The following is a 23,895-nucleotide window of genomic DNA, read 5'->3' as shown; positions in this document are numbered from 1 at the left end:
CACCGGAGTCCTGTGATGTCTTCCTCCCTCCCGAGATCCGCGCCGAGATCCGCGCCGCGCACCTCGCCGCGGACCTCGTCGCGAACCGCCGCCGTCTCGGCCGTCGTCGCCACCGCCCTCGCCGCTGGCCTGATCGCCGCCGGATCGGCGACCGCGGCCGACCCGGCGGGCACCACCGCCGACGCGATACGCGTCCACGACATCCAGGGCACCACCCGGATATCCCCGCTGGCCGGGAAGCAGGTCACCGCCGTCCCCGGCATCGTCACCGGCGTACGCGCGTACGGCTCGCGCGGCTTCTGGCTCCAGGACCCGCAGGGCGACGACAACCCGGCCACCAGCGAGGGCGTCTTCGTCTACACCGGCTCCGCCCCGACCGTCGCCGTGGGCGACGCGGTCACCGTCTCCGGCACGGTCACCGAGTACGTCCCGGGCGGCAACTCGTCCGGCAACCAGTCGCTCACCCAGATCACCAAGCCCACCGTCACCGTCGTCTCCTCCGGCAACGCGCTCCCCGCGCCGACCACCGTCACGGCCCGTTCCGTCCCCGCCGCGTACGCGCCCGAGGGCGACCCGGCGGCCGGCGGGTCCATCAACGGCCGGACCCTTGAGCCCGGCACGTACGCCCTGGACTACTACGAGTCCCTGGAGGGCACCAACGTCCGCATCGGCTCCTCCCGGATCGTCAACGCCACGAACGAGCACGCCGAGCTGTGGGTGACGGTGAAGCCGCACGAGAACGACAACCGGCGCGGCGGCACGGTCTACGGCTCGTACACCTCCCAGAACACCGGCCGCCTCAAGGTCCAGTCGCTGGTTCCGCTCTCGCAGCAGCCGTTCCCGAAGGCGAACGTGGGCGACTGGCTGACCGGCACGACCGAGGGCCCGCTGGACTTCAACCAGTTCGGCGGCTACACCCTCACCGCCCGCACCCTCGGCACGGTGGCGGACCGCGGCCTGGAGCGCGAGACGACCGAGAAGCAGCACCGCAGCGAGCTCGCGGTGGCGACGTACAACGTCGAGAACCTCGACCCGTCCGACCCGCAGGAGAAGTTCGACGCCCTCGCGAAGGCGGTCGTGGAGAACCTGGCGTCGCCCGACATCGTCGCCCTGGAGGAGATCCAGGACAACAACGGCGCCAAGAACGACGGCACGGTCGCCGCCGACCAGACGCTGAAGAAGTTCACGGACGCGATCACCGTGGCCGGTGGCCCGGCGTACGAGTGGCGCAGCATCGACCCCGCCAACAACAAGGACGGCGGCGAGCCGGGCGGCAACATCCGCCAGGTCTTCCTCTTCAACCCCGAGCGCGTGTCGTTCACGGACCGCGCGGGCGGCGACGCGGCGACGGCGACGGGTGTCGTACGGGAGAAGGGGCGGGCGGCCCTGACCCACTCCCCCGGCCGGATCGACCCGGCGAACACGGCGTGGGACAACAGCCGCAAGCCGCTGGCGGGCGAGTTCACCTTCCGGGGCCGTACGGTCTTCGTGATCGCCAACCACTTCGGCTCGAAGGGCGGCGACGAGTCGCTGGTCTCGCACCGCCAGCCGCCGAACCGTTCCTCCGAGGTCAAGCGCATCCAGCAGGCCAAGGCCGTCAACACCTTCGTCAAGGACATCCTCGACGTCCAGCGCACCGCCGACGTCGTCGTGCTCGGCGACATCAACGACTTCGAGTTCTCCGAGACGACGAAGGCGCTGACGGACGGCGGCGCGCTGTACGCGGCCGTCACGTCGCTGCCGCGCAGCGAGCGCTACTCGTACGTGTTCCAGGGCAACAGCCAGGTGCTGGACCAGATCCTGACCAGCCCGTCGATCCGCCACTTCGAGTACGACAGCGTGCACATCAACGCCGAGTTCGCCGAGCAGAACAGCGACCACGACCCGCAGGTGCTGCGCTTCCGCCCGTGACCCGGTGAGCTACGCGCCCGCGCTGAGGCTCAGCGCGGGCGTGTACCGCTTCACGCCGCCGCCAACGACCCCGGGGTAGGTCCGCACCCTGCGCCACTGCGGCGTGTCCGACCCCACCCCGTCGCCGGGCGCCGCCAGCGCCTCCTGGTGGGCCTCGGCGCTCTCCCACTCGGCGTAGTTGAGCACCCGGGTCCCGTCGAGGCTGACGTGGAAGTGCCCGGAGATCCCGCCCGGATGCGGGTTCGGGTCGGTCTCCAGCGCCTCGAACACCCCGTCCACCCAGTCGCGTTGGCGCTCGGCGTCCGGACCGTCGAACTCGACGTCCACGATCACCACGCAGCCGGGTACGCGGGTGTCGTCGGGGTTCAGCGCACCGCTGCGGTAGCGCTCGTAGGAGTACAGCCGGACCCGCTCGATGCCGGGCACGGCGGCGTCGATCTCCGCGTTCCTGCCGTCCCGGTGGGTCCGGGAGAACTCCTGGTAGGCCTCCTCGTCCGTCCACTGCGAGTAGTGCAGCAGCGTGTCCCCGTCCTCGCCGATGTGGACGCTGTACGAGAGCAGCCCCACGTCCGGCCAGTCCCGCTTCCGCCACGTCGCCTCGATGGCGTCGACGGTGGCCCGCTGCCGTTCCGGCGTGCCGACGCGCCAGGTGCTGACCTTGACGACACCGACGCCGGGGCGGCGCAGGTCCGGGCGGGCGTGGGGCTCGCTGATCACGGTCATGTCGTGTCCTCTCGGGGATGGGACACCGCGCCACCCGTGTGGCGCGGCTCGCATGACCATGCTCGGAAGTGAAGTGCGGTTGAGGTCAAGGGCGTACGTACGCCCGTCAGCCCCGCCCCGGGCTCAGCCCGGCCAGGTGCCCGTCAGGCGCCGGACCCCGACCGCGCCGGAGCGGTCCACCGCGGCCTTGACCACCGCGAAGATGGCGCCCTCCAGGGCGGCGGCCAGCAGGATCTCCTTCCACTGCCGTTCCTCGTCCATGGCGTCCGGGGCGTCGCCGCTCCCGATCGCCGCCCACGCGCGGGAGAACAGGGCGCTGGCCACCGCACCGCTCGCCATGCCGAGGAGGATGCCGACGGGCCGGTAGAGCAGCTTCTGCTTGCGCTTCTTCTTGGGCTGCTTCGCCATTTCCCGCGCTCACCCCCACTTCCCGGTGCGCCGGAGCTGCCAGAGCACGACACCCGCGGCCACGACCACGGCGACCGCCGCGAGGAGCCGGCGCGGATGTTCGCGTACCGGTTCCGGGGTCTTGTCGTGCACCAGGTGGGCGGCGCGCGCCTTCACGTCCGTCTTGGCCATCAACTGGTCGATGGTCTCGCCCAGTTCCTGCCGTTTGCGTGCCGCCTGGAGGCGGAGTTCGTCAGGTCCCGGGCTCCGGTGGGTGTCCCGTGTCATCGGTGGACCCTCTCCTTGATCTCGTGGACGTCCGAACGCACACCGTCGATGGCCCGCTCCGGTTTGGGCGGCACCGCGCGCTTGAGCTGTGCGCGGCCCAGCAGGGCGAGCACACCGGCCAGCGCCAGGAACAGTGCCGTCGCGATGAGGACGGCCAGCCATACGTCGAGCGGTATCGCCAGCGCCGCGGCCACGGTGGCCCACACGCCGATGAGCCCGACATAGCCGACCGCTGCCGCGGCGCCCAGCATCCCGCCGCCCTTGCCCGCGCGTTTGCCCTTCTGCATCATCTCGGCCTGCGCGGTGCGCATCTCGGTCTTCACCAGGTCGGAGAGCTGTTCCGACGCCTGCTTCACCAGCTCGCCGACCGACGGTTCTCCGGCCACGCGGATCGCCTCCCATCTCGTACGGGAAGCTTCGGGTACCCCGCCGGGCGGGCCCGGAACCAGCCGATCCTTCAGCAACACTTCCCCTTAGCCCGAAGAAGATCTAAGTAGACCTACACCGTCGTGCCACCGCAGACTGCGATCATGACCCTCATCGCCTCACCTTCCGGGCCGCCCCCTCGTCCCTTCGGCCGCGCCCTGTGCGCGATGGTCACGCCCTTCACCGCCTCCGGGGAGCTGGACCTGGACCGGGCGCAGCGGCTCGCCGCCGACCTGGTGGCCGGGGGCTGCGACGGTCTGGTGCTGAACGGCACCACCGGCGAGTCCCCGACCACGACGGACGCCGAGAAGGCCGCGCTGGTACGGGCGGTGCGGGACGCGCTGGGCCCGGGCGTCGCCCTCGTGGCGGGCGTCGGCACGGCGGACACCGCGCACACGGTGGAGCTGGCCCGCCAGGCGGAGCGGGCGGGCGTGGACGGCCTGCTGGTGATCCCCCCGTACTACAGCCGCCCGCCCCAGGCGGCCGTCGAGGCCCACTTCCGGCGGGTGGCGGACGCGACCGGTCTGCCCCTGGCGCTGTACGACATCCCCGGCCGCACCGGCACGCGCATCGAGCCGGAGACGGTGCTGCGGCTGGCCGAGCACCCGCGGATCGTGGCCGTCAAGGACTGCGCGTACGACCTGCTCGGCACGACCAAGGTGCTGGCCCGCACGTCACTGGCGTACTACTCGGGCTGCGAGGAGATGAACCTCCCGCTGTACGCGATCGGCGGCGCGGGTTTCATCAGTACGGTCGCCAATGTGGCACCCGGCCGGATGCGGGCGGTGCTGGACGCGTTCGACGCGGGCGACACCGCGCTGGCGGCCCGGCTGAACCAGCTCACGATCGGGCTGGCGGAGCTGATGATGTCGTCCGGCCTGCCGGGCACGGTGACGGTGAAGGCGCTGCTGGACGCGGGCCCGGTCCGCGAACCGCTTCAGCCCGCCGACCGGGAGGCGGTCGACGGGCTGAGGGCGGCGTACGAGGGGCTGAGGGATCAAGCGGCTCAGGAGCCGACGACCTTGTTGTGACCGAGGATGGCGACGTGCTCCAGCACGTCCTCCATCGGGTCGTCGATCTGGCCGATCGACAGCAGCGTCACCCGGTGACCGTTGTCGGACCCGCTGTGGGCCTCGTCGGCGTGGGCGACGCCCGGCGAGACGAGGGCCGCCAGCGCGAACACACCCGGTACGACCAGCCTGCTGATCCTCATATGAACCGTCCCTCGCCTTGCCGAATCGTGTGACCGTGCGCAACCTGCTTATCCACCCGAGTGGCGGAAAGGTCACGCACCATCACACGAATCAGTCGTTGCTGTGGAGGATGTCGTTCAGACCGCCCCACACCGCGTTGTTCGGGCGGGCCTCGACGGTGCCGGTGACCGAGTTGCGGCGGAAGAGGATGTTGGAGGCGCCGGAGAGCTCACGGGCCTTGACGATCTGGCCGTCGGGCATCGTGACGCGCGTACCGGCGGTGATGTAGAGACCGGCCTCGACGACGCACTCGTCGCCCAGGGCGATGCCGACGCCCGCCTCGGCGCCGATCAGGCAGCGCTCGCCGACGGAGATGACGACGTTGCCGCCGCCGGAGAGGGTGCCCATGGTGGAGGCGCCGCCGCCGATGTCGCTGCCGTCCCCGATGACGACGCCCGCGGAGATGCGGCCCTCGACCATCGAGGTGCCGAGCGTGCCGGCGTTGAAGTTGACGAAGCCCTCGTGCATGACGGTGGTCCCGGCGGCGAGGTGCGCGCCGAGCCGCACGCGGTCGGCGTCGGCGATGCGGACGCCCTTGGGCGCGACGTAGTCGGTCATGCGCGGGAACTTGTCGACGCTGGTGACCTGGAGGTGCAGGCCCTCGGCGCGGGCGTTGAGCCGGACCTTCTCCAGGTCGTCGACGGCGACGGGGCCGAGGGAGGTCCACGCCACGTTGGCGAGCAGCCCGAAGATCCCGTCCAGGCTCTGGCCGTGCGGCTTGACGAGCCGGTGGCTGAGCAGGTGCAGACGGAGGTAGACGTCGTGCGTGTCGAGCGGCTTGTCGTCCAGGGAGGCGATGACGGTGCGTACGGCGACGACCTCGACGCCGCGGCGGGCGTCGACGCCGACGGCCTTGGCGGCGCCTTCGCCGAGGAGGTTCACGGCCTGGTCGGAGGTGAGCCGCTCGGTCCCCGCGGGCCCGGGCTCGGCGACGAGCTCGGGGGCCGGGAACCAGGTGTCGAGAACGGTGCCGTCACCGGCGATGGTGGCAAGGCCGGCGGCGACGGCGCCGGTGGTGCGAGGTGCAGAAGTCATGCCAGAAACCTAACCGGCGCCCCACCACCCGGGCGAACCGGTCTCACGTCCCGGTCGCCCACCGGCCCGTAACCCCGGCCCGTCGCCCCGGCCCGTCACTTCGGCGGGCCCAGCCCGTCGCCCCGGCCGCCGCGCCCCCCCCGGACCCCCGTGCCGGGGCGGGCGGTCGGCCGGGAGCGGTCAGGGACGCTTGCCGGGCGCGTTCACGGCGCCGGGCCGCTCGACGGCCGACACCTGGATGATGGTCTCCTTCGTCGTCACCTTGGAGTCGATCATGCCGCCGGACAGCAGCACCGTGCGCTCGCCCCGGTACTCGTAGGTCTCGGGGTCGAGGAGCAGTTCCTGCCGGCGGTGCGTCTCCTCGGTGAACGGGTTGTCGTCCGAGACGTGGACCGCCACGGCCGGCCGGCCCAGCGCGTCCTCGACGCGATCCTCCCGGACCACGACTCCGGGGATCGACGTCAGCGCGCGGAAGAGGGACAGCCGGGATTCGGGCGGGATGGTGTCCACCCGGGTGTAGGTGAAGTGGATCCGCTGGTAGTCGCCCCCGGCGGAGTCGATGGCGGTAAGGGCCTTCAGCACCTGCTTCGGGTCGTCGGGAAGATCCGCCACCTTGCGGCGCAGGCTCTTGGGCGGTTCGGACGACTGGATCACGGAGTCCAGGTTGCCGCCCGGCAGCGTGGTGCGCCGTTTGCCGCTGCCGTACTGCGTCCAGGTCTCCACCGTGAACTCGCCGTAGGGCGGGGCGCCCTTCTCCGTGACGGGATTGAGGTCGTCGCGGAAGTTGAGCGTCGACTGGCGGGTGAGGGTCTTCTCGTAGAGCCACTGCCCGTCGGTGGGCACGGCGGTCGAGGCCGCGCGGTCGGCCTTCACCCGGGGCGCGTCCGCCGGGGGCAGGACCTGGGTGACGAGGACCGCCGCGACGGCCACGCCCGCCGCCGCGCCGACGACCGCGAGCCACCGGCCGGGACGGGCGCCCCACCGCCGCGGGCGGGCGGCTTCGTCGAGGAGGCGTTGGCGGCCGGGGGCGAGGCGGGCGCGGTCCGGGGTGGGGGCGTCCGCGCGGAAGTCCTGGAGCGTCCGCATCTCATCCATGGGTGACCTCCGTGGCGAAGTCGTGTACGAGGGTGGGGTCGCAGTCGCCGAGCGCCGCCCGTACCTTCTTGCGCGCCCGGTTGAGCCGTGAGCGGACCGTGCCGACCGGGATGGCGAGCGCCTCGGCGACCTCCTGGTACGTCAGGTCCGCCCAGGCGACCAGCAGCAGGACGTGCCGGTCGCCGCCGGACAGGGCCGCGAGCGCTCCGGCCAGGGGACCCTGGGCGGCCTGGGCGGTGACGCGGTCGTCGGCGTGGTCCACCCAGGACTCGGCGACCGGGTCGTGCCCGGTGCGGGCCAGTGCGTTCAGGGCGCGGACCTCGGTACGGCGCTGCTTGCCGATCAGGTTGGCGGCGATGCCGTACAGCCAGGGGCGGGCGTTCGCGCGGCCCAGGTCGTAGCGCGCGCGGGCCCGGAACGCGGCGAGGAACGTGTCCGCGGTGATGTCGTCGGCGGCCGCGTCGCCCAGCCGCCGGGCGGCGTAGCGGTGGATGTCGGCGGCGTACCGGCTGTACAGCTCGGCGAAGACCTCCGGCCGCTCCAGGGAGGTGGCTATGACGGTCGCGTCGTCGCTGCCCGGTGGGCCGGTCACGGGGTCTCCGTCTGTTACGGGTGTGGTCACACCCTCTGTTCCCCGCGGCCCCGGATCGGGTTCACGCGAGCAGTCGCCCCAGCATCCCAGCGGCGTACTCCTCGTCGTACGCCGTGTCCGTCAGCAGCACCTGGAGGCAGATGCCGTCCATGAGGGCGGCGAGCGCGCGGGCGGTGGCCGGGTCCGTCCGGGTGGCCAGGACGGTGACCAGGTCGCCCGTCCACTCGGCGGCGACGGGCCGCAGCGCGGGGCGCCGGAGGGCGGCGAGGTACAGCTCGTACTCCAGCTCCACGCCCGTGCGCTCGCCGCCGAGCCACCGCCCCATCAGCCGGGCGAGCTCCGCCGCGAGGTCCGCCCCGGGGTCGGTGAGCGCGCCGCTGTCGCGGACGGCCGCGGCGAAGCCCTCGCCGGCCCGGCGCAGCGCGGCGACCAGCAGTTCGTCGAGGGAGGCGAAGTGGTACGTGGTCGAGCCGAGCGGCACGTCCGCCTCCGCCGCCACCGTGCGGTGGCTCAGCCCCGCGATGCCGGCGCGCCCGACGACCCGGATCGCCGCGTCGATGATGCGGGTGCGCCGGTCGGGGTCGTACCGGCGCGGCGCGCGGGCCGCCATCAGTGGGCCCCGCCGAGGTTGAGGACGACCACACCGGCGATGACCAGGGCGATACCGGTGACCTTGACGAGGCTGGTGGACTCGTTCAGGAAGAGCATCCCGATCGCGGCGACGGCCGCGGTGCCCACTCCGGCCCAGATCGCGTACGCGGTGCCCACGGACAGCGTCTTGAGGGTCTGCGCGAGCAGGCCGAAGGCGAGCAGGTAGCCCGCGACGGTGATCAGCGAGGGCCACAGCCGGGTGAAGCCCTCGCTGTACTTCATGGCCGTCGTGCCGGCCACCTCCGCCGCGATGGCGGCGGCGAGCATTCCGTATCCCATGTGTACGAGCGTACACACGGGCGCTCACGCCACGAGCGACTTCTTCGGCCGCAGCACGCAGAACTCGTTGCCCTCGGGGTCCGCGAGGACCACCCAGGTCACGTCGTCGCCCTGCCCGACGTCCACCCGGCGCGCCCCGAGGCCGATGATCCGGTCCACCTCGGCGGCCTGGTCGTCCGGCGCCAGGTCCAGGTGGAGCCGGTTCTTGACGGTCTTCCCCTCCGGGACGGTGAGGAAGACGATGCCCGGCATCGCGGTCTCGTCAGCGCCGATGACGATCTCCTCCGGGTCCTCGTAGAGGACCTTCCAGTCCAGGACCTCGGTCCAGAACCGGGCGAGCGCCGGGGCGTCATGGGTGTCGATCGCGATCTGGTACAGAGAAACGGCCATGCCCGCCAGTGTGCCTGGCAGGCATGGCCGTCGCAGCCGAAAAGGCCGAAGGCGCGGACGCCGAAGACGTCAGACGTTGAAGCCGAGCGCGCGGAGCTGCTCCCGGCCGTCGTCCGTGATCTTGTCCGGACCCCACGGCGGCATCCAGACCCAGTTGATCTTCAGCTCGTTGACGATGCCGTCGGTCGCGGCCTTCGCCTGGTCCTCGATCACGTCGGTCAGCGGGCAGGCCGCCGACGTCAGCGTCATGTCCAGGGTCGCGATGTTGGAGTCGTCGATGTGGATGCCGTAGATGAGGCCGAGGTTGACCACGTCGATGCCCAGCTCGGGGTCGACCACGTCGTACAGCGCCTCGCGGATCTCCTCCTCGGACGCCGGCTTCATCTGTGCCGTGCCGCCTCCGGTCGCGGGCGTGGCCGCGACCGCCTCGGCCGTGTCGCCGCCGGTCGCCTGCTGCGTCCCGGCCGTCTCGCCGCCGGCCGCGAGCTTCCCGGCCGTGTCGTTCTCAGTCATGCGGTGTTCCTCTCCGCGCCGTCACCCATCACCTGGGCGGTCGCGTCCTTCCAGGCCATCCAGCTCAGCAGGGCGCACTTCACCCGGGCCGGGTACTTGGAGACGCCGGCGAACGCGACCGCGTCCTCCAGCACCTCCTCCATCGCGTCGTCGGGTTCGATCCTGCCCTTGGACTGCATCAGCTCCAGGAAGGTGGCCTGGATCTTCTGCGCCTCGGCGAGTTCCTTGCCGACGAGGAGTTCATTCAGGACCGAGGCGGATGCCTGGCTGATGGAGCAGCCCTGGCCCTCGTACGACACGTCCGCGATCCGCGACCCGTCGTACTTCACGCGCAGCGTGATCTCGTCGCCGCACGTCGGGTTGACGTGGTGCACCTCGGCGTCGCCGTCCCGCAAGCCCCGCCCGTGCGGGTTCTTGTAGTGGTCCAGGATGACGTCCTGGTACATCGAATCCAGCTTCACACCCGCTCCTAGCCGAAGAAGTTCCGGACGTGCTCCAGGCCTTCGACCAGGGCGTCGACCTCGGCCGGCGTGGAGTACAGATAGAACGACGCCCGCGTGGTCGCAGGAATTCCGTACCGGAGGCAGACCGGCCGCGCGCAGTGGTGGCCGACCCGGACGGCGATGCCCTGCTCGTCGAGGACCTGGCCCACGTCGTGCGGGTGGATGTCACCGAGGACGAAGGAGATCGCGGCGCCGCGGTCCTCGGCCGTCACCGGGCCGATGATCCGCAGGTCGGGGACCTCCTGGAGGCGGCGGACCGCGTACTCGGTGATCACGTGCTCGTGGCGCGCGATGTTGTCCATGCCGATCGAGGTGAGGTAGTCCACGGCCGCGCCGAGGCCGACGGCCTGGGCGATCGGGGGCGTACCCGCCTCGAACTTGTGCGGCGCCGGGGCGTACGTCGACGAGCTCATCGACACGGTCTCGATCATCTCGCCGCCGCCGAGGAACGGCGGGAGGTCCTCCAGCAGCTCCTGGCGGCCCCACAGCACACCGATGCCGGTCGGGCCGCACATCTTGTGGCCGGTGAACGCGACGAAGTCGGCCTGGAGCGCCTGTACGTCCAGCACCATGTGCGGGGCGGCCTGCGACGCGTCGATCAGCACCAGCGCGCCGACCTCCTGGGCCCGGCGGACTATCGCCTCGACCGGGTTGAGCGTGCCCAGGATGTTGGAGACCAGCACGAAGGAGACGATCTTCGTCTTCTCGGTGATGACCTGGTCGATGTTGGACAGGTCGAGACGGCCGTCGTCGGTCAGGCCGAACCACTTCAGCTTCGCGCCGGTGCGCTGCGAGAGCAGTTGCCACGGAACGATGTTGGAGTGGTGCTCCATCTCCGTGATGACGATCTCGGTCTCGTGGTCGACCCGGTAGGGCTCGTCGGCCCAGCCCAGCATGTTGGCGACGAGGTTGAGCGACTCCGAGGCGTTCTTGGTGAAGATCACCTCGTCGCGGCTCGGCGCGTTGATGAAGGCGGCGACCTTGTCGCGCGCACCCTCGTACAGCGCCGTGGCCTCCTCGGCCAGCACATGCACGCCGCGGTGCACGTTGGCGTTGTGCTGTTCGTAGTACTCACTCAGCACGTCGAGGACCTGGCGCGGCGTCTGCGAGGTCGCCGCGTTGTCCAGGTACACGAGCTTCTTGCCGTCGTGGAGCACCCGGTCGAGGATCGGGAAGTCCTTGCGGATCGCCTCGGTGTCGAGAAGGCCCGGCAGCTGTGTCACGCGGATGCGCCACCCTTCGTGTACGACTCGTAGCCCTCGTTCTCCAGCTTGTCGGCGAGCTCGGGGCCGCCCGACTCGACGATCCGGCCGGCGGAGAAGACGTGGACGAAGTCCGGCTTGATGTAGCGGAGGATGCGCGTGTAGTGCGTGATCAGCATGGTGCCGACCTCGCCGCTCTCGCGGACGCGGTTGACGCCCTCGGAGACGATGCGCAGCGCGTCGACGTCCAGGCCGGAGTCGGTCTCGTCGAGGATCGCGACCTTCGGCTTGAGGAGCTCGAGCTGGAGGATCTCGTGGCGCTTCTTCTCACCGCCGGAGAAGCCCTCGTTGACGTTGCGCTCGGCGAAGGACGGGTCCATGCTGAGGCGCTCCATGGCCTCCTTGACCTCCTTCACCCAGGTGCGCAGCTTGGGGGCCTCGCCGCGGACGGCGGTGGCGGAGGTGCGCAGGAAGTTGCTCACCGAGACGCCCGGGACCTCGACCGGGTACTGCATGGCGAGGAAGAGCCCCGCGCGGGCGCGCTCGTCGACGGACATCTCCAGGACGTCCTCGCCGTCGAGGGTGACGGTGCCGCTGGTGATCGTGTACTTGGGGTGACCCGCGAGCGAGTACGCGAGCGTCGACTTGCCGGAGCCGTTGGGGCCCATGATGGCGTGGGTCTCGCCCTGCTTCACGGTCAGGTCGACGCCCTTGAGGATCTCCTTCGTGGCGTTGTCGGCCTCGACGGAGACGTGCAGGTCGCGGATTTCAAGCGTTGCCATGGGTGACTCAGGACTCCTGGGTGACGGAGACGAGCACATCGTCCCCTTCGATCTTTACGGGGTATACGGGGACGGGGCGCGTCGCGGGAAGGCCGGACGGCTTGCCGGTGCGGAGGTCGAAGGCGGACCCGTGCAGCCAGCACTCGATCTGGCAGTCCTCGACCTCGCCCTCCGACAGCGAGACGTTCGCGTGCGAGCAGATGTCGTGGATCGCGAACACCTCGCCCTCGGTCTGGACGATGGAGATGGGCGTGCCGTCGAGTTCCACCCGCTTCGGGGTGTCCTCCTCCAGCTCGCTCAGCCCACAGGCTCGGACGAAGGGCATCAGAGGGACGCCTCCAGCTCGGCCTCGATCTTGGCGATCAGGCGCTCCTCGACGTCCGGCAGGCCGATCTGCTGGACGAGCTCGGCGAAGAAGCCACGGACGACGAGGCGGCGGGCCTCGGTCTCCGGGATGCCGCGAGCCATCAGGTAGAAGAGCTGCTCGTCGTCGAAGCGGCCGGTGGCCGAGGCGTGACCGGCACCGGCGATCTCACCGGTCTCGATCTCCAGGTTCGGCACGGAGTCGACGCGGGCGCCGTCGGTCAGAACCAGGTTGCGGTTCATCTCGTAGGTGTCAGTGCCCTCGGCCGCGGCCTGGATGAGGACGTCACCGATCCACACCGCGTGCGCCTCGTCGCCCTGGAGCGCGCCCTTGTAGGCGACGTTCGACTTGCAGTGCGGGGTGTTGTGGTCGACGAGGAGGCGGTGCTCCTGGTGCTGGCCCTTGTCGGTGAAGTACAGGCCGAACAGCTCGGCCTCGCCGCCGGTCGCGGCGTACTTCACGCGGGGGTGCAGGCGCACGACGTCACCGCCGAAGGTGACGACGACCGACTTGAAGGACGCGTCGCGGCCGACCAGCGCGTTGTGCTGGGCGACGTGGACGGCCTTCTCGTCCCAGTCCTGGATGGAGACGACGGTGAGCTTGGCGCCGTCGCCGATGAGGTAGTCGACGTTGGCGGCGAGGACCGCGTCACCGGTGTGGTCGATGACCACGACGGCCTCGGCGAACGCGCCGAGCTCGATCACCTGGTGGCCGAAGGCGGTGCCGCCCTCGCCGTGCACGGAGATCCGGATCGGCTCGCTGAGCACGGTCTCCTTGGGCACGGTGACGACCGAGGCCTTCTCGAAGCCGGAGTACGCCTGGGCGGCGATCCGGTCCACCGGCGTGCCGGCCTTGCCGAGCCGCGCGTCCTCGCGGCCGACGGTCTCGACGGTGACGCCCTCGGGGGCCGCCACCTCGACGCGGACGCCGTCGCCGGTGGCGATCGCGGTGCCGTCGTGCAGACCGCGCAGCCGCTCCAGCGGCGTGAACCGCCACTCCTCCTCGCGGCCGTGCGGGACGGGGAAGTCCGCGACGTCGAAGGACGGGGGCGCGCTCATGCGCGTGGCGACGGTGGACTCGGCGGCCACCGCGATGGAGCCGGCGGTGGTGGAGCCCACCGGGATGTTCTGAGCCTCAGCCATGGCTGTCGGTCTGCTCGCTTTCTGCGTTCGGTGCGTTCGCTGCCCGCGGGGCGGGGCCGGCCGGGGCCGGGTCGCCCTGCGGGCGGCTCACTGGACTCACGGCGGGTGAGCCCGGGGACGTGATCGATACGGCCGGGGCGCGCTAGCCCACCGCGCCTTCCATCTGCAGCTCGATCAGCCGGTTGAGCTCGAGCGCGTACTCCATGGGCAGCTCCTTGGCGATCGGCTCGACGAAGCCGCGCACGATCATGGCCATGGCCTCGTCCTCGGACAGGCCGCGGCTCATCAGGTAGAAGAGCTGGTCCTCGGAGACCTTGGAGACGGTCGCCTCGTGGCCCATGGACACGTCGTCCTCGCGGACGTCCACGTACGGGTACGTGTCCGAGCGGGAGATCGTGTCGACGAGCAGCGCGTCGCACAGCACGTTGGACTTGGCGCCCGGGGCACCCTCGCCGATCTCGATGAGACCGCGGTAGGAGGTGCGGCCGCCGCCTCGCGCCACCGACTTGGAGACGATGTTGGAGGAGGTGTTCGGGGCCATGTGGACCATCTTGGCGCCGGCGTCCTGGTGCTGGCCCTCGCCCGCGAAGGCGATGGACAGGGTCTCGCCCTTGGCGTGCTCGCCCATCAGGTAGACGGCCGGGTACTTCATCGTCACCTTGGAGCCGATGTTGCCGTCGACCCACTCCATGGTCGCGCCCTCGTAGGCCACGGCGCGCTTGGTGACCAGGTTGTAGACGTTGTTCGACCAGTTCTGGATCGTCGTGTAGCGGCAGCGGCCGCCCTTCTTGACGATGATCTCGACGACGGCGCTGTGCAGCGAGTCCGAGGAGTAGATCGGGGCGGTGCAGCCCTCGACGTAGTGGACGTAGGCGTCCTCGTCGACGATGATCAGCGTCCGCTCGAACTGGCCCATGTTCTCCGTGTTGATGCGGAAGTAGGCCTGGAGCGGGATGTCGACGTGCACGCCCTTCGGCACGTAGATGAAGGAGCCGCCGGACCACACCGCGGTGTTCAGCGACGCGAACTTGTTGTCGCCGACCGGGATGACCGTGCCGAAGTACTCCTGGAAGAGCTCCGGGTGCTCCTTGAGCGCGGTGTCCGTGTCGAGGAAGATCACGCCCTGCGACTCCAGGTCCTCGCGGATCTGGTGGTACACGACCTCGGACTCGTACTGGGCCGCGACACCGGCGACGAGGCGCTGCTTCTCCGCCTCGGGGATGCCGAGCTTGTCGTACGTGTTCTTGATGTCCTCGGGCAGGTCCTCCCAGGAAGCGGCCTGCTTCTCGGTGGACCGGACGAAGTACTTGATGTTGTCGAAGTCGATGCCCGACAGGTCGGAGCCCCAGTTCGGCATGGGCTTCTTGTCGAAGAGGCGCAGACCCTTCAGCCGCAGCTTCAGCATCCACTCCGGCTCGTTCTTCTTCGCGGAGATGTCGCGGACGACCTCTTCGGAGAGACCGCGCTTGGCGGTGGCTCCGGCCGCGTCCGGGTCGGCCCAGCCATATTCGTACCGACCCAGGCCCTCGAGCTCGGGGTGGCTGATCTCGGTGGTCATGCGGGGTTCCTCCCGGCCGTGCTTGCAGATGCAGGTGCTGATGATGTGGTGTGCGGGATGTACGTCGTGCAGACCCCGTCGCCGTGGGCGATGGTCGCCAGTCGCTGCACGTGGGTTCCGAGCAGACGGCTGAAGATCTCCGTCTCGGCCTCGCAGAGCTGCGGGTACCGCTCGGCGACGTGGGCGACCGGGCAGTGGTGCTGGCAGAGCTGCTGTCCGACCGGCGCGTTGCGCGCCGTCGCAGCGTACCCGTCCGCGCTCAGGGCCTTGGCGAGGGCCTCGGCGCGCTCCTCGGGCGCCGCCGCCTCGACCGCCTCGCGGTACGCCTCCGCCTGGGCCTCGATCCGGTCCCGGGCGAACGCGGCGACGGCGGCTTCGCCGCCCGCGTTCTGCTCGATCCAGCGCAGGGCGTCGACGGCCAGCGAGTCGTACGACTGGTCGAAGGCGTCCCGGCCGCAGTCCGTCAGGGCGAACACCTTGGCGGGGCGGCCCCGGGTGCGGGCGCCGTAGACGCGCTGCTCGCGCGGGGCGACGACGTCGTCGGCGACCAGGGCGTCGAGGTGCCGGCGCACGGCGGCCTGAGTGAGGCCGAGCCGCTTCGCGAGCTCGGCCACGGTGGACGGGCCGTGATCCAGGATGGACCGCGCGACCCGGTTGCGCGTGGAGCGCTCCCCGGTCGCGAGTTCCTCCGCTGGAGCCGCGGGAGCCTCACCGACGTTTTTCACAACGCCATTGTTGCGTAATTCCTCAGAGCCTGACAAGCGACGTCCTGAGGGGTGGACGGTGCCGTACATCACTAAGGGAAACCTAACATGACCTGCGGAAACGATCAGCGCCGGCGGTGCTCGCGGCCCCCCGCACCCACGCCTGACCTGCCCGTTTTGCCCGATCGCCGGTGGAGCCCCCCTCCTTCCCTGCGCCCCTCGGGCAGCCCCGCCGACCCGGGTCCGGGCACGCCGTTTCCCGTCGGGCGGCACCCGCCGAACGGGGCGCCCCGTCGCGCTCTCTAGACTTCCTTGCCATGCGATACGAGTCCGTCGTCCAGGTCCGTGGCCTGGTCAAGCGGTACGGGACCAAGACCGCGGTGGACGGCCTCGACCTCGACGTCCGGGCGGGCACCGTCACCGCCGTCCTGGGCCCCAACGGGGCCGGCAAGACCACCACCGTCGAGACCTGCGAGGGCTACCGCCGCCCCGACGCCGGCACCGTCCGCGTCCTCGGGCTCGACCCGGTCGCCGACGCCGCCGCGCTGCGCCCCCGCATCGGCGTGATGCTCCAGTCCGGCGGCGTCTACTCCGGCGCCCGCGCCGACGAGATGCTCCGCCACATGGCGAAACTGCACGCCAGCCCCCTCGACGTGGACGCGCTGATCGAGCGCCTCGGGCTCGGCTCCTGCGGCCGCACGACCTACCGGCGGCTCTCCGGCGGCCAGCAGCAGCGCCTGGCGCTCGCCATGGCCGTCGTCGGCCGCCCCGAACTGGTCTTCCTGGACGAGCCGACGGCCGGCCTCGACCCGCAGGCCCGCCGGGCCACCTGGCAGCTCATCCGCGAGCTGCGCGCCGACGGCGTCACCACCGTCCTGACGACGCACTTCATGGACGAGGCGGAGGAGCTGGCCGACGACGTCGCGATCATCGACGCGGGCCGGGTCGCCGCCCAGGGCAGCCCCGAGGAGCTGTGCCGGGGCGGCGCCGAGAACACCCTCCGCTTCACCGGCCGCCCGGGCCTGGACCTCGGCTCCCTGCTGAAGGCCCTCCCGGACGGCACCGCCGCCGCCGAGCTGACCCCGGGCGCGTACCGCATCAGCGGCACGGTCGACCCGCAGCTCCTCGCCACGGTCACCACCTGGTGCGCCCAGCACGGGGTGATGCCGGACAGCATCGCGGTCGAGCGGCACACCCTCGAAGACGTATTCCTGGAGCTCACGGGTAAGGAGCTGCTTTCATGAGTGCCGGGACCTACACGCCCGGGCCGGGCGCGGCGCCGGTCGGGCGCATGATCGCCGCGCAGGCCGCGTTCGAGACGAAGATGCTGCTGCGCAACGGCGAGCAACTGCTGCTCACCGTGATCATCCCCTCGCTCCTCCTCGTCCTCTTCTCCACCGTCGACATCGTCACCGTGCCCGTGGAGAACACGGGGGGCGGCGGCAAGGCCGTGGACTTCCTCGCCCCCGGTGTCCTCGCGCTCGCCGTGATGTCGACCGCGTTCACCGGGCAGGCCATCGCGACCGGCTTCGAGCGGCGGTACGGGGTGCTCAAGCGCCTCGGGGCCTCACCGCTCCCCCGCTGGGCGCTGATGACGGCCAAGACGGCGTCGGTCCTGGTCACCGAGGTGCTCCAGGTCGCGCTGCTGACCGTGATCGCGCTGACGCTCGGCTGGTCCCCGCAGGGCGGGGTCCTGTCCGTACTCCTGCTCCTCCTGCTCGGCACGGCGGCCTTCTCCGGGCTCGGCCTGCTGATGGCCGGCACGCTGAAGGCCGAGGCGACGCTCGCCGCCGCGAACCTGGTGTTCCTGCTGCTGCTCGTGGGCGGCGGGGTGATCGTGCCGCTGGACAGGTTCCCGGACGCGGTCCGCGCGGTACTGGAGCTGCTGCCGATCTCCGCCCTCTCGGACGGGCTGCGGGACGTGCTCCAGGGCGGGGCGCCGATGCCGTGGGGCGCGGCCGGGGTGCTGGCGGTGTGGGCGGTGGCCGGACTGGGCGCCGCGGCACGGTTCTTCCGCTGGGAGTGACCCCGAGGGGGACCCTCGTGAAATCATGCACAAGCAGGCGCCTACGATGGAGTCCGTGTTGACCCCCCTCGCCTTTATTGCCCAGCGCTGGACCCCCTCCCCCAAGACGGTCCGGCGCGCCGCGCTCTCCGCCATGATCATGACGGTCGTCATCATCGTGACGGGCGGCGCCGTCCGGCTGACCGGTTCCGGGCTGGGCTGCGACACCTGGCCCAAGTGCACGGACGACAGCCTCTTCACCACCGCCGAGCAGGGCATCCACGGTGCCATCGAGTTCGGCAACCGGATGCTGACGTACGTGGTCTCGGCGGCCGTGGGCTGGTTCATCATCGCGGCGCGCTGCGCCAAGCCGTGGCGGCGGGAGCTGAGCCGCCTGGGCTGGCTCCAGTTCTGGATCGTGGCGCTCAACGCGGTGATCGGCGGCATCACGGTACGGCTGGAGCTCAACCCGTGGACGGTGGCCGTCCACTTCCTCGCCGCCAACGCGCTGCTGACGGTGACCACCGTCTCCTGGGTGCGCGCCGGCGAGGGGGACGGCGCGGCACGCCCGCGCGTGCCGGGGCCGGTACGGAAGCTCGGCTGGACGCTGGTGGTCGTCGCCGGTCTGCTCGTCGCGGCGGGCACGACGGTGACGGGCTCGGGCGAGCACGCGGGCGACAGCAGCGACGTACCGCGCATGCCGTTCGACTACACCTCCGTGGCCCAGATCCACGCCCTGTTCGCCTGGGCGGTGTGCGCCCTGGCGCTCGCCGTGTTCTTCGTGCTGCGCGTGGTCGACGCCCCCGACGACACCCGGGCGCGCGCCCGTGACCTGCTGCTGGTGCTGCTGGCGCAGGGCGGGATCGGGTACGTGCAGTACTTCACGGGTGTGCCGGAGATCCTGGTCGGCCTGCACATGCTGGGCTCGTCCCTGATGTGGATCGCGGTGCTGCGCCTCGCGTTCAGTCTGCGCGAGCGGCCGGCCGAGGCGACGAGCGCGGGCATCCCGGCCCAGCAGCCGGACGCCGCCCTGAGCCCGACGGCCTGACGACCGGGCCGACCACCGGACCGGCCCGACCGCCTGACCGGGCTGACTGGTACGACCGGGCCGACCGGGTCGACCGGGTCGACCGCCTAACCGAGCCCGTACACCCGCCGGGCGTTCCCCGCCGCGATCATGTCGGCGACGCGTTGCGCGTCCGTCCGGGACCAGGCGCCGTCGCAGACCCAGTCGGCCAGCACCCGGCCGAGCGCCTCGCGGAACACCCGCGCCCCGACCACGTGGAGCTCGGGCAGCCCTCGCGCGCCGCTGGAGAACAGCAGCTTGCCGAACGGCGCGAGCTCCAGGGTCTCGGCCAGCACGGCCGCCGCCCTGGCGCCCGTCCGCGCGAGCGCGGGGCCCAGGTCGGCGTACACGTGCGGGAACACGCTCGTCAGGTGGGCGGCCTGCCGGTGGTACGGGTAGCCGTGCAGCAACACCAGATCCGTGCCGAGTCCCACGGTGGCCGCCGCGAAGTCCCCGAGCGTCGTGGGGTCGTCCACGCCCACGTGGAGCTGGAGCGGCCGCCCGGACGCAACGGCGATCCACAGCAGGTGCCGCAGCAGTACGGGGTCGGTGAGCGCCCCGCCGACCTGGCGGCGGGCCAGCCAGCGCCCTGCCGCGCCCCGTACCTCACCGGGTCCGGGCGGCGCGGGCGCCAGGGCGAGCCCGTGGCGTACCGCCGCGACGGAGGTGAACGCGACGGCGGAGACGGCCGCTCCGTGGACGGCCTCGGCGAGGTTGGCCAGCAGGGCGTCGACGGTGCCGGAGGTGTCGGCCACCTGCTCGGCGAGCAGTTCCAGGCGGACGATCTCGTGGGCCTGGGCATCGCCCGCGGCGGCGATCTCGACCGGTCCGGTGAGGTCGCCGGGCAGTCCGGTCTCCACCAGGTAGGTGGAGATCCCGGTGGAGCGGAGCAGCCGGCGGCCCGACTCCAGGACGCCGAGCTCGCGGCGGCGGGCCAGGTAGCGGGCGGGCGGGCAGTGCGGTTCGAGGCCGAGCAGGGGCGGGCACCAGCGCCGTACGGCGAAACCGGTCTGGGTGTCGAAGAACGTCGTACCGGCCGCCGGTGGCCTTTCCGCCCTGCCGAGCAGGGTCTCGAAGGTGCCCAGGCCCAGCTCCGTACGGAGCACCCCGTGGCAGTACTGGTCCACCAGCGTCGGGGTGTCGATCATTGCGGGGGCTCCCTGCGATGGCTGAACCGTCACAGGTCCTAACGGGTGAACCCCGCCCAAGGTGTTGCCTCGGGTCGCGTCTCAGTCGTTCGACGGGCCGCCGACCTGGATGCCGGCCATGCGGGTCCACTCGTACCGGCCGGTGCGGACCTTCGCCGCGAGGTCGCCGTCGAAGGACTCGTGGAGCGTGAGGCCCGCCTTCTCCGCGGCGCTCTTCGCGACCTCGTGGGTGGGCGCGACGAGGTCGCCCCAGCCGCCGTCCTCGCCGACGAGCACGATGCGGGTGCCCATCTGGCCGAGGTAGGCGAGCTGGCCCTCGGCGCCGCCGTGCTGCTTGGAGAACGCCTGGATCTGCTTGGCGAGCTTGGAGGCCCTGGCCTCGGCCCGCTTGGTGTCGCCCTGCTTGGTGTCTGCCATGGACAGAATGCTACCCACCGGTAGTTAAACCCGCCAGGGTCAGCCTCGCGCCCGCGACTACCGCAGGAACGGGTCGACCGCGACCGCCACGAACAGCAGCGACACATAGGTGATCGACCAGTGGAACAGTCGCATCTCCTTGAGCTTGCCGCCCGTTTCGCCCGCCTTCGCGCGGTTCTGGAGGGCGTGCGCCTCCCACAGCCACCAGCCGCCCGTCGCCAGGGCCACCGCCGTGTAGAACCAGCCGGTGTAGCCGAGCGGCGTCAGCAGCAGGGAGACGGCGACCATCACCCAGCTGTAGAGGACGATCTGGCGGGCCACCACCTTGTTGGAGGCGATGACGGGGAGCATGGGCACGCCCACGCGCGCGTAGTCCTCCTTCACCTTCATCGACAGCGGCCAGTAGTGCGGCGGCGTCCAGAAGAAGATGACCAGGAAGAGGACGACGGCGGCCCAGGACATCGAATCGGTCACGGACGACCAGCCGATGAGGACCGGCATGCAGCCGGCGATGCCGCCCCACACGATGTTCTGCGAGGTGCGCCGCTTGAGGATCATCGTGTAGACGACGACGTAGAAGAGGAGCGCGCCGAGCGACAGCCAGGCGGACAGCCAGTTGACGAGCAGTCCGAACCAGAGCGTGGAGACCACGGCGAGGGTGAGGCCGAAGACCAGCCCCTCGCGCGGCGAGACCATGCCGGTCACCAGCGGGCGCTGCGAGGTGCGCTCCATGAGGGCGTCGATGTCGCGGTCGATGTACATGTTCAGGGCGTTGGCGCCGCCGGCCGACAGGTAGCCGCCGAGGCAGGTGGCGAGCACCAGCCAGAGGTCGGGCACGCCCTGTTCGGCGAGGAACATGACGGGGACCGTGGTGATGAGCAGCAGCTCGATGATCCGCGGCTTGGTCAGGGCCACGAAGCCCTTGACGCGGGCCCCGAATGGCCGCTTCCCCGTGCTCCTGTCGAGCACACCCGCCGGACGGGATTCGACGGCCGTCACGCACACCCCTGACAGAGACATCCCAGCGAGTCGTCCTCCGGGCGTGAAGGCCCGGTAAAGACTCGCGCGTACCACGCCACTCTAGACGTTGCCCATACCTCGCCCTTCGCGGGGGTGGGTCGTGTTGGAGAGGGCACCGCAAAGGGTGGATCGCACGCTCGGATGAGCGATCGGATGAGCGCCTCCGTATTCACTTGCTGAAGGCCGTGGAGCCCAGTCAGGAGGCGGATCCCGACCGATCCCGGCACTCTGGAATGACTCGAAAAAATGGACGTTCTCGCGGGGGTAGGCTCAACAGCGGCCGGTGGGATCTGAAGCCGCCGGCATTCGACATGTGGAGAGGAGCCCTGACCCAGGGTGAGCACCAAGCCGACCACCACAGACCTCGAGTGGACCGAGTTGGACCAGCGGGCCGTCGACACCGCCCGCATCCTGGCCGCCGATGCCGTACAGAAGGTCGGCAACGGCCATCCCGGTACGGCGATGAGCCTGGCCCCGGCCGCGTACACCCTCTTCCAGAAGGTGATGCGGCACGACCCGGCGGACGCCGACTGGACCGGGCGCGACCGTTTCGTGCTGTCCGCCGGACACTCGTCCCTGACGCTCTACATCCAGCTCTACCTGGCCGGGTTCGGCCTGGAGCTGGACGACCTCAAGGCCTTCCGTACCTGGGGTTCCAAGACCCCGGGCCACCCCGAGTACGGCCACACGGTCGGCGTCGAGACGACGACCGGTCCGCTGGGCCAGGGTGTCGCCAACGCCGTGGGCATGGCCATGGCCGCCCGCTACGAGCGCGGCCTGTTCGACCCGGAGGCGGCGCCCGGCACCTCGCCGTTCGACCACTTCGTCTACTGCATCGCCGGTGACGGCTGCCTCCAGGAGGGCATCTCCGCGGAGGCGTCCTCGATGGCCGGGCACCAGAAGCTCGGCAACCTGGTCCTGCTGTGGGACGACAACCACATCTCGATCGAGGGCGACACCGAGACCGCCATCTCCGAAGACACGATGAAGCGGTACGAGTCCTACGGCTGGCACGTCCAGCGCGTGGAGCCCAAGGAGAACGGCGACCTCGACCCCGAGGCCCTCTTCCGTGCCCTCCAGGCCGCCAAGGCCGAGACGACCCGCCCGTCGTTCATCGCGATGCGCTCGATCATCGCCTGGCCGGCGCCCAACGCGCAGAACACCGAGGCCGCCCACGGCTCGGCGCTCGGCGACGAGGAGGTCGCGGCCACCAAGCGCGTCCTGGGCTTCGACCCCGAAAAGTCCTTCGAGGTTTCGGACGAGGTCATCGGCCACACCCGCCAGGCCCTCGACCGCGGCCGCGAGGCCCGCGCGGAGTGGGAGAAGCAGTTCCAGGAGTGGCGTTCCGCCAACCCGGAGCGCGCCGCCGAGTTCGACCGCATCGCCGCGGGCGAGCTGCCCACCGGCTGGGAGGAGAAGCTCCCGGTCTTCGAGACCGGCAAGGGCGTCGCCACCCGTGCCGCCTCCGGCAAGGTGCTCCAGGCGCTCGGCGCGGTCATCCCCGAGCTGTGGGGCGGCTCCGCCGACCTGGCCGGCTCGAACAACACGACGATCGACAAGACGTCGTCGTTCCTCCCCGAGGGCAACCCGCTGCCGGAGGCCGACCCCTACGGCCGCACCATCCACTTCGGCATCCGCGAGCACGCCATGGCCGCGGAGATGAACGGCATCGCGCTGCACGGCAACACCCGTGTCTTCGGCGGCACCTTCCTGGTGTTCTCCGACTACATGCGCAACGCCGTCCGCCTCTCCGCGCTGATGCACCTGCCGGTGACGTACGTGTGGACGCACGACTCCATCGGCCTCGGCGAGGACGGCCCGACGCACCAGCCGGTCGAGCACCTGGCCTCGCTGCGCGCCATCCCGGGTCTGAACATCGTCCGCCCGGCCGACGCCAACGAGACGTCGATCGCCTGGCGCGAGATCCTCCGCCGCTGGACCAAGGAGTTCGGCAAGGGCGCCCCGCACGGTCTGGCGCTCACCCGCCAGGGCGTGCCGACGTACGAGTGGAACGACGACGCCGCCCGCGGTGGGTACGTCCTCTTCGACGCCGAAGGGTCCGACGGGCAGGACGCGGCGCCTCAGGTCGTGCTGATCGGTACGGGCTCCGAGGTGCACCTGGCCGTCCAGGCCCGCGAGGAGCTCCAGGCCGCCGGCATCCCGACCCGTGTCGTGTCGATGCCGTCCGTCGAGTGGTTCGAGGAGCAGGACCAGGGGTACCGGGATGCGGTGCTGCCGCCGTCGGTGAAGGCGCGTGTCGCGGTCGAGGCCGGGGTCGGCCTGACCTGGCACCGGTACGTCGGTGACGCGGGCCGGGTCGTCTCGCTGGAGCACTTCGGTGCTTCGGCCGACGGCAAGGTGCTGTTCCGCGAGTTCGGCTTCACTGCCGAGGCGGTCGCCGCCGCGGCCAGGGAATCGATCGAAGCCGCCGCGCGCTGACG

The 23,895-nt window shown here is 71.0% G+C and carries 28 protein-coding genes; 6 read left to right on the top strand and 22 right to left on the bottom strand.

What is annotated here, in order from left to right; translation table 11 throughout:
* The first annotated feature begins 15 nt into the window (after positions 1-15).
* Positions 16-1,911, top strand: a complete 1,896-nt coding sequence (locus tag ACZ46W_RS14595; RefSeq protein WP_468336576.1) for an endonuclease/exonuclease/phosphatase family protein — start codon at positions 16-18, stop codon at positions 1,909-1,911.
* A 9-nt stretch (positions 1,912-1,920) separates the two neighbouring features.
* Here the strand turns inward: ACZ46W_RS14595 and ACZ46W_RS14590 are convergent, their stop codons facing one another.
* The 4 genes from ACZ46W_RS14590 to ACZ46W_RS14575 all read right to left on the bottom strand — a co-directional run bounded on the left by ACZ46W_RS14590 (position 1,921) and on the right by ACZ46W_RS14575 (position 3,695).
* The gene (locus ACZ46W_RS14590; protein WP_468336573.1) at positions 1,921-2,634 is read right to left on the bottom strand and encodes an antibiotic biosynthesis monooxygenase; all 714 of its coding nucleotides are present in this window, start codon (positions 2,632-2,634) and stop codon (positions 1,921-1,923) included.
* 123 nt (positions 2,635-2,757) lie between these two features.
* Entirely contained in the window at positions 2,758-3,042 is a 285-nt protein-coding gene (locus ACZ46W_RS14585) for a DUF4235 domain-containing protein (RefSeq protein WP_468336571.1), read from the bottom strand.
* A 9-nt stretch (positions 3,043-3,051) separates the two neighbouring features.
* Positions 3,052-3,309 (bottom strand): DUF3618 domain-containing protein, encoded by a 258-nt coding sequence (locus tag ACZ46W_RS14580; protein ID WP_468336568.1) that lies wholly within the window; start codon positions 3,307-3,309, stop codon positions 3,052-3,054.
* On the bottom strand, positions 3,306-3,695 hold the full coding sequence (locus ACZ46W_RS14575) for a phage holin family protein (protein WP_468336565.1): 390 nt from the start codon (positions 3,693-3,695) through the stop codon (positions 3,306-3,308). Before ACZ46W_RS14575 ends, ACZ46W_RS14580 begins: the two co-directional genes overlap by 4 nt.
* Positions 3,696-3,839: 144 nt before the next feature.
* Here ACZ46W_RS14575 and dapA point away from each other — a divergent pair, with 144 nt between their 5' ends.
* Positions 3,840-4,766, top strand: a complete 927-nt coding sequence (dapA, locus tag ACZ46W_RS14570; protein ID WP_468336562.1) for a 4-hydroxy-tetrahydrodipicolinate synthase — start codon at positions 3,840-3,842, stop codon at positions 4,764-4,766.
* Here the strand turns inward: dapA and ACZ46W_RS14565 are convergent.
* The 15 genes from ACZ46W_RS14565 to ACZ46W_RS14495 all read right to left on the bottom strand — a co-directional run bounded on the left by ACZ46W_RS14565 (position 4,742) and on the right by ACZ46W_RS14495 (position 15,819).
* Complete coding sequence (locus ACZ46W_RS14565; protein WP_468336559.1) at positions 4,742-4,948, bottom strand: hypothetical protein; 207 nt, start codon at positions 4,946-4,948, stop codon at positions 4,742-4,744. The two genes, dapA and ACZ46W_RS14565, sit on opposite strands and share 25 nt — an antisense overlap.
* Before the next feature lie 91 nt (positions 4,949-5,039).
* Positions 5,040-6,023 carry a 2,3,4,5-tetrahydropyridine-2,6-dicarboxylate N-succinyltransferase gene (dapD, locus tag ACZ46W_RS14560; RefSeq protein WP_468336556.1) on the bottom strand — a complete coding sequence of 328 codons (984 nt, stop codon included), beginning with the start codon at positions 6,021-6,023 and terminating at the stop codon, positions 5,040-5,042.
* A 180-nt stretch (positions 6,024-6,203) separates the two neighbouring features.
* The gene (locus tag ACZ46W_RS14555) at positions 6,204-7,118 is read right to left on the bottom strand and encodes a hypothetical protein (protein WP_468336554.1); all 915 of its coding nucleotides are present in this window, start codon (positions 7,116-7,118) and stop codon (positions 6,204-6,206) included.
* On the bottom strand, positions 7,111-7,710 hold the full coding sequence (locus ACZ46W_RS14550; protein WP_468336551.1) for an RNA polymerase sigma factor: 600 nt from the start codon (positions 7,708-7,710) through the stop codon (positions 7,111-7,113). Before ACZ46W_RS14550 ends, ACZ46W_RS14555 begins: the two co-directional genes overlap by 8 nt.
* A gap of 61 nt (positions 7,711-7,771) precedes the next feature.
* Entirely contained in the window at positions 7,772-8,320 is a 549-nt protein-coding gene (locus tag ACZ46W_RS14545; protein WP_468336548.1) for a TetR/AcrR family transcriptional regulator, read from the bottom strand.
* Positions 8,320-8,640 carry a DMT family transporter gene (locus ACZ46W_RS14540; RefSeq protein WP_366130056.1) on the bottom strand — a complete coding sequence of 107 codons (321 nt, stop codon included), beginning with the start codon at positions 8,638-8,640 and terminating at the stop codon, positions 8,320-8,322. The genes ACZ46W_RS14545 and ACZ46W_RS14540 overlap by 1 nt, the downstream gene beginning before the upstream one ends.
* A gap of 24 nt (positions 8,641-8,664) precedes the next feature.
* Positions 8,665-9,030, bottom strand: coding sequence for a VOC family protein (locus tag ACZ46W_RS14535; protein ID WP_468336545.1), 366 nt, complete (start codon positions 9,028-9,030; stop codon positions 8,665-8,667).
* 69 nt (positions 9,031-9,099) lie between these two features.
* Positions 9,100-9,414 carry a metal-sulfur cluster assembly factor gene (locus tag ACZ46W_RS14530; RefSeq protein ID WP_366130256.1) on the bottom strand — a complete coding sequence of 105 codons (315 nt, stop codon included), beginning with the start codon at positions 9,412-9,414 and terminating at the stop codon, positions 9,100-9,102.
* A 125-nt stretch (positions 9,415-9,539) separates the two neighbouring features.
* Positions 9,540-10,004 (bottom strand): Fe-S cluster assembly sulfur transfer protein SufU, encoded by a 465-nt coding sequence (gene sufU, locus ACZ46W_RS14525; RefSeq protein WP_366130058.1) that lies wholly within the window; start codon positions 10,002-10,004, stop codon positions 9,540-9,542.
* Between the two features lie 8 nt (positions 10,005-10,012).
* Positions 10,013-11,269 carry a cysteine desulfurase gene (locus ACZ46W_RS14520; protein ID WP_468336541.1) on the bottom strand — a complete coding sequence of 419 codons (1,257 nt, stop codon included), beginning with the start codon at positions 11,267-11,269 and terminating at the stop codon, positions 10,013-10,015.
* A complete protein-coding gene (gene sufC, locus ACZ46W_RS14515; protein WP_468336538.1) occupies positions 11,266-12,030 on the bottom strand; it encodes a Fe-S cluster assembly ATPase SufC in 765 nt (254 codons plus the stop codon). The genes ACZ46W_RS14520 and sufC overlap by 4 nt, the downstream gene beginning before the upstream one ends.
* Positions 12,031-12,037: 7 nt before the next feature.
* Entirely contained in the window at positions 12,038-12,355 is a 318-nt protein-coding gene (locus ACZ46W_RS14510; RefSeq protein WP_073752594.1) for a non-heme iron oxygenase ferredoxin subunit, read from the bottom strand.
* Positions 12,355-13,536 carry a Fe-S cluster assembly protein SufD gene (gene sufD / locus ACZ46W_RS14505; RefSeq protein WP_468336534.1) on the bottom strand — a complete coding sequence of 394 codons (1,182 nt, stop codon included), beginning with the start codon at positions 13,534-13,536 and terminating at the stop codon, positions 12,355-12,357. Before sufD ends, ACZ46W_RS14510 begins: the two co-directional genes overlap by 1 nt.
* A gap of 142 nt (positions 13,537-13,678) precedes the next feature.
* A complete protein-coding gene (gene sufB, locus ACZ46W_RS14500; protein WP_468336531.1) occupies positions 13,679-15,094 on the bottom strand; it encodes a Fe-S cluster assembly protein SufB in 1,416 nt (471 codons plus the stop codon).
* Positions 15,091-15,819 (bottom strand): helix-turn-helix transcriptional regulator, encoded by a 729-nt coding sequence (locus ACZ46W_RS14495; RefSeq protein ID WP_468336528.1) that lies wholly within the window; start codon positions 15,817-15,819, stop codon positions 15,091-15,093. Before ACZ46W_RS14495 ends, sufB begins: the two co-directional genes overlap by 4 nt.
* Before the next feature lie 296 nt (positions 15,820-16,115).
* Between ACZ46W_RS14495 and ACZ46W_RS14490 the strand changes: the two genes are divergently transcribed.
* Genes ACZ46W_RS14490 through ACZ46W_RS14480 form a run of 3 tightly spaced genes read left to right on the top strand, consistent with a single transcriptional unit; the run spans position 16,116 to position 18,851 of the window.
* Complete coding sequence (locus ACZ46W_RS14490) at positions 16,116-17,042, top strand: ABC transporter ATP-binding protein (protein WP_468336525.1); 927 nt, start codon at positions 16,116-16,118, stop codon at positions 17,040-17,042.
* Entirely contained in the window at positions 17,039-17,824 is a 786-nt protein-coding gene (locus tag ACZ46W_RS14485) for an ABC transporter permease (RefSeq protein WP_468336522.1), read from the top strand. Before ACZ46W_RS14490 ends, ACZ46W_RS14485 begins: the two co-directional genes overlap by 4 nt.
* A 46-nt stretch (positions 17,825-17,870) precedes the next feature.
* Positions 17,871-18,851 carry a COX15/CtaA family protein gene (locus ACZ46W_RS14480; protein WP_468336519.1) on the top strand — a complete coding sequence of 327 codons (981 nt, stop codon included), beginning with the start codon at positions 17,871-17,873 and terminating at the stop codon, positions 18,849-18,851.
* 86 nt (positions 18,852-18,937) lie between these two features.
* Here ACZ46W_RS14480 and ACZ46W_RS14475 read toward each other — a convergent pair whose 3' ends face one another.
* The 3 genes from ACZ46W_RS14475 to ACZ46W_RS14465 all read right to left on the bottom strand — a co-directional run bounded on the left by ACZ46W_RS14475 (position 18,938) and on the right by ACZ46W_RS14465 (position 21,433).
* Positions 18,938-20,017: an amidohydrolase family protein gene (locus ACZ46W_RS14475; RefSeq protein WP_468336517.1), complete on the bottom strand. Its 1,080-nt coding sequence runs from the start codon at positions 20,015-20,017 to the stop codon at positions 18,938-18,940.
* Between the two features lie 81 nt (positions 20,018-20,098).
* Positions 20,099-20,434 carry a hypothetical protein gene (locus ACZ46W_RS14470; RefSeq protein WP_468336514.1) on the bottom strand — a complete coding sequence of 112 codons (336 nt, stop codon included), beginning with the start codon at positions 20,432-20,434 and terminating at the stop codon, positions 20,099-20,101.
* 57 nt (positions 20,435-20,491) lie between these two features.
* Positions 20,492-21,433, bottom strand: coding sequence for a heme o synthase (locus ACZ46W_RS14465; RefSeq protein ID WP_468336511.1), 942 nt, complete (start codon positions 21,431-21,433; stop codon positions 20,492-20,494).
* A gap of 357 nt (positions 21,434-21,790) precedes the next feature.
* Between ACZ46W_RS14465 and tkt the strand changes: the two genes are divergently transcribed.
* A complete protein-coding gene (tkt, locus tag ACZ46W_RS14460; RefSeq protein WP_468336508.1) occupies positions 21,791-23,893 on the top strand; it encodes a transketolase in 2,103 nt (700 codons plus the stop codon).
* The last annotated feature ends 2 nt before the right edge of the window (positions 23,894-23,895 follow it).

This window comes from Streptomyces sp. NPDC031064 (assembly GCF_055570965.1).
Note: the sequence above shows the minus strand (reverse complement) of the source record. Positions and strands in the feature narration are given on the sequence as shown.

Coding starts and splice junctions, on each gene's coding strand:
- ACZ46W_RS14535 (WP_468336545.1), bottom strand. CDS start 9,030: ATGGCCGTTTCTCTGTACCAGATCGCGATCGACACCCATGACGCCCCG.
- sufD (WP_468336534.1), bottom strand. CDS start 13,536: ATGGCTGAGGCTCAGAACATCCCGGTGGGCTCCACCACCGCCGGCTCC.
- ACZ46W_RS14565 (WP_468336559.1), bottom strand. CDS start 4,948: ATGAGGATCAGCAGGCTGGTCGTACCGGGTGTGTTCGCGCTGGCGGCC.
- ACZ46W_RS14580 (WP_468336568.1), bottom strand. CDS start 3,309: ATGACACGGGACACCCACCGGAGCCCGGGACCTGACGAACTCCGCCTC.
- ACZ46W_RS14595 (WP_468336576.1), top strand. CDS start 16: ATGTCTTCCTCCCTCCCGAGATCCGCGCCGAGATCCGCGCCGCGCACC.
- ACZ46W_RS14555 (WP_468336554.1), bottom strand. CDS start 7,118: ATGGATGAGATGCGGACGCTCCAGGACTTCCGCGCGGACGCCCCCACC.
- dapD (WP_468336556.1), bottom strand. CDS start 6,023: ATGACTTCTGCACCTCGCACCACCGGCGCCGTCGCCGCCGGCCTTGCC.
- ACZ46W_RS14530 (WP_366130256.1), bottom strand. CDS start 9,414: ATGAAGCCGGCGTCCGAGGAGGAGATCCGCGAGGCGCTGTACGACGTG.
- ACZ46W_RS14585 (WP_468336571.1), bottom strand. CDS start 3,042: ATGGCGAAGCAGCCCAAGAAGAAGCGCAAGCAGAAGCTGCTCTACCGG.
- sufB (WP_468336531.1), bottom strand. CDS start 15,094: ATGACCACCGAGATCAGCCACCCCGAGCTCGAGGGCCTGGGTCGGTAC.
- ACZ46W_RS14480 (WP_468336519.1), top strand. CDS start 17,871: ATGGAGTCCGTGTTGACCCCCCTCGCCTTTATTGCCCAGCGCTGGACC.
- ACZ46W_RS14475 (WP_468336517.1), bottom strand. CDS start 20,017: ATGATCGACACCCCGACGCTGGTGGACCAGTACTGCCACGGGGTGCTC.
- ACZ46W_RS14540 (WP_366130056.1), bottom strand. CDS start 8,640: ATGGGATACGGAATGCTCGCCGCCGCCATCGCGGCGGAGGTGGCCGGC.
- dapA (WP_468336562.1), top strand. CDS start 3,840: ATGACCCTCATCGCCTCACCTTCCGGGCCGCCCCCTCGTCCCTTCGGC.
- ACZ46W_RS14490 (WP_468336525.1), top strand. CDS start 16,116: ATGCGATACGAGTCCGTCGTCCAGGTCCGTGGCCTGGTCAAGCGGTAC.
- ACZ46W_RS14510 (WP_073752594.1), bottom strand. CDS start 12,355: ATGCCCTTCGTCCGAGCCTGTGGGCTGAGCGAGCTGGAGGAGGACACC.
- sufC (WP_468336538.1), bottom strand. CDS start 12,030: ATGGCAACGCTTGAAATCCGCGACCTGCACGTCTCCGTCGAGGCCGAC.
- ACZ46W_RS14470 (WP_468336514.1), bottom strand. CDS start 20,434: ATGGCAGACACCAAGCAGGGCGACACCAAGCGGGCCGAGGCCAGGGCC.
- ACZ46W_RS14545 (WP_468336548.1), bottom strand. CDS start 8,320: ATGGCGGCCCGCGCGCCGCGCCGGTACGACCCCGACCGGCGCACCCGC.
- ACZ46W_RS14590 (WP_468336573.1), bottom strand. CDS start 2,634: ATGACCGTGATCAGCGAGCCCCACGCCCGCCCGGACCTGCGCCGCCCC.
- ACZ46W_RS14485 (WP_468336522.1), top strand. CDS start 17,039: ATGAGTGCCGGGACCTACACGCCCGGGCCGGGCGCGGCGCCGGTCGGG.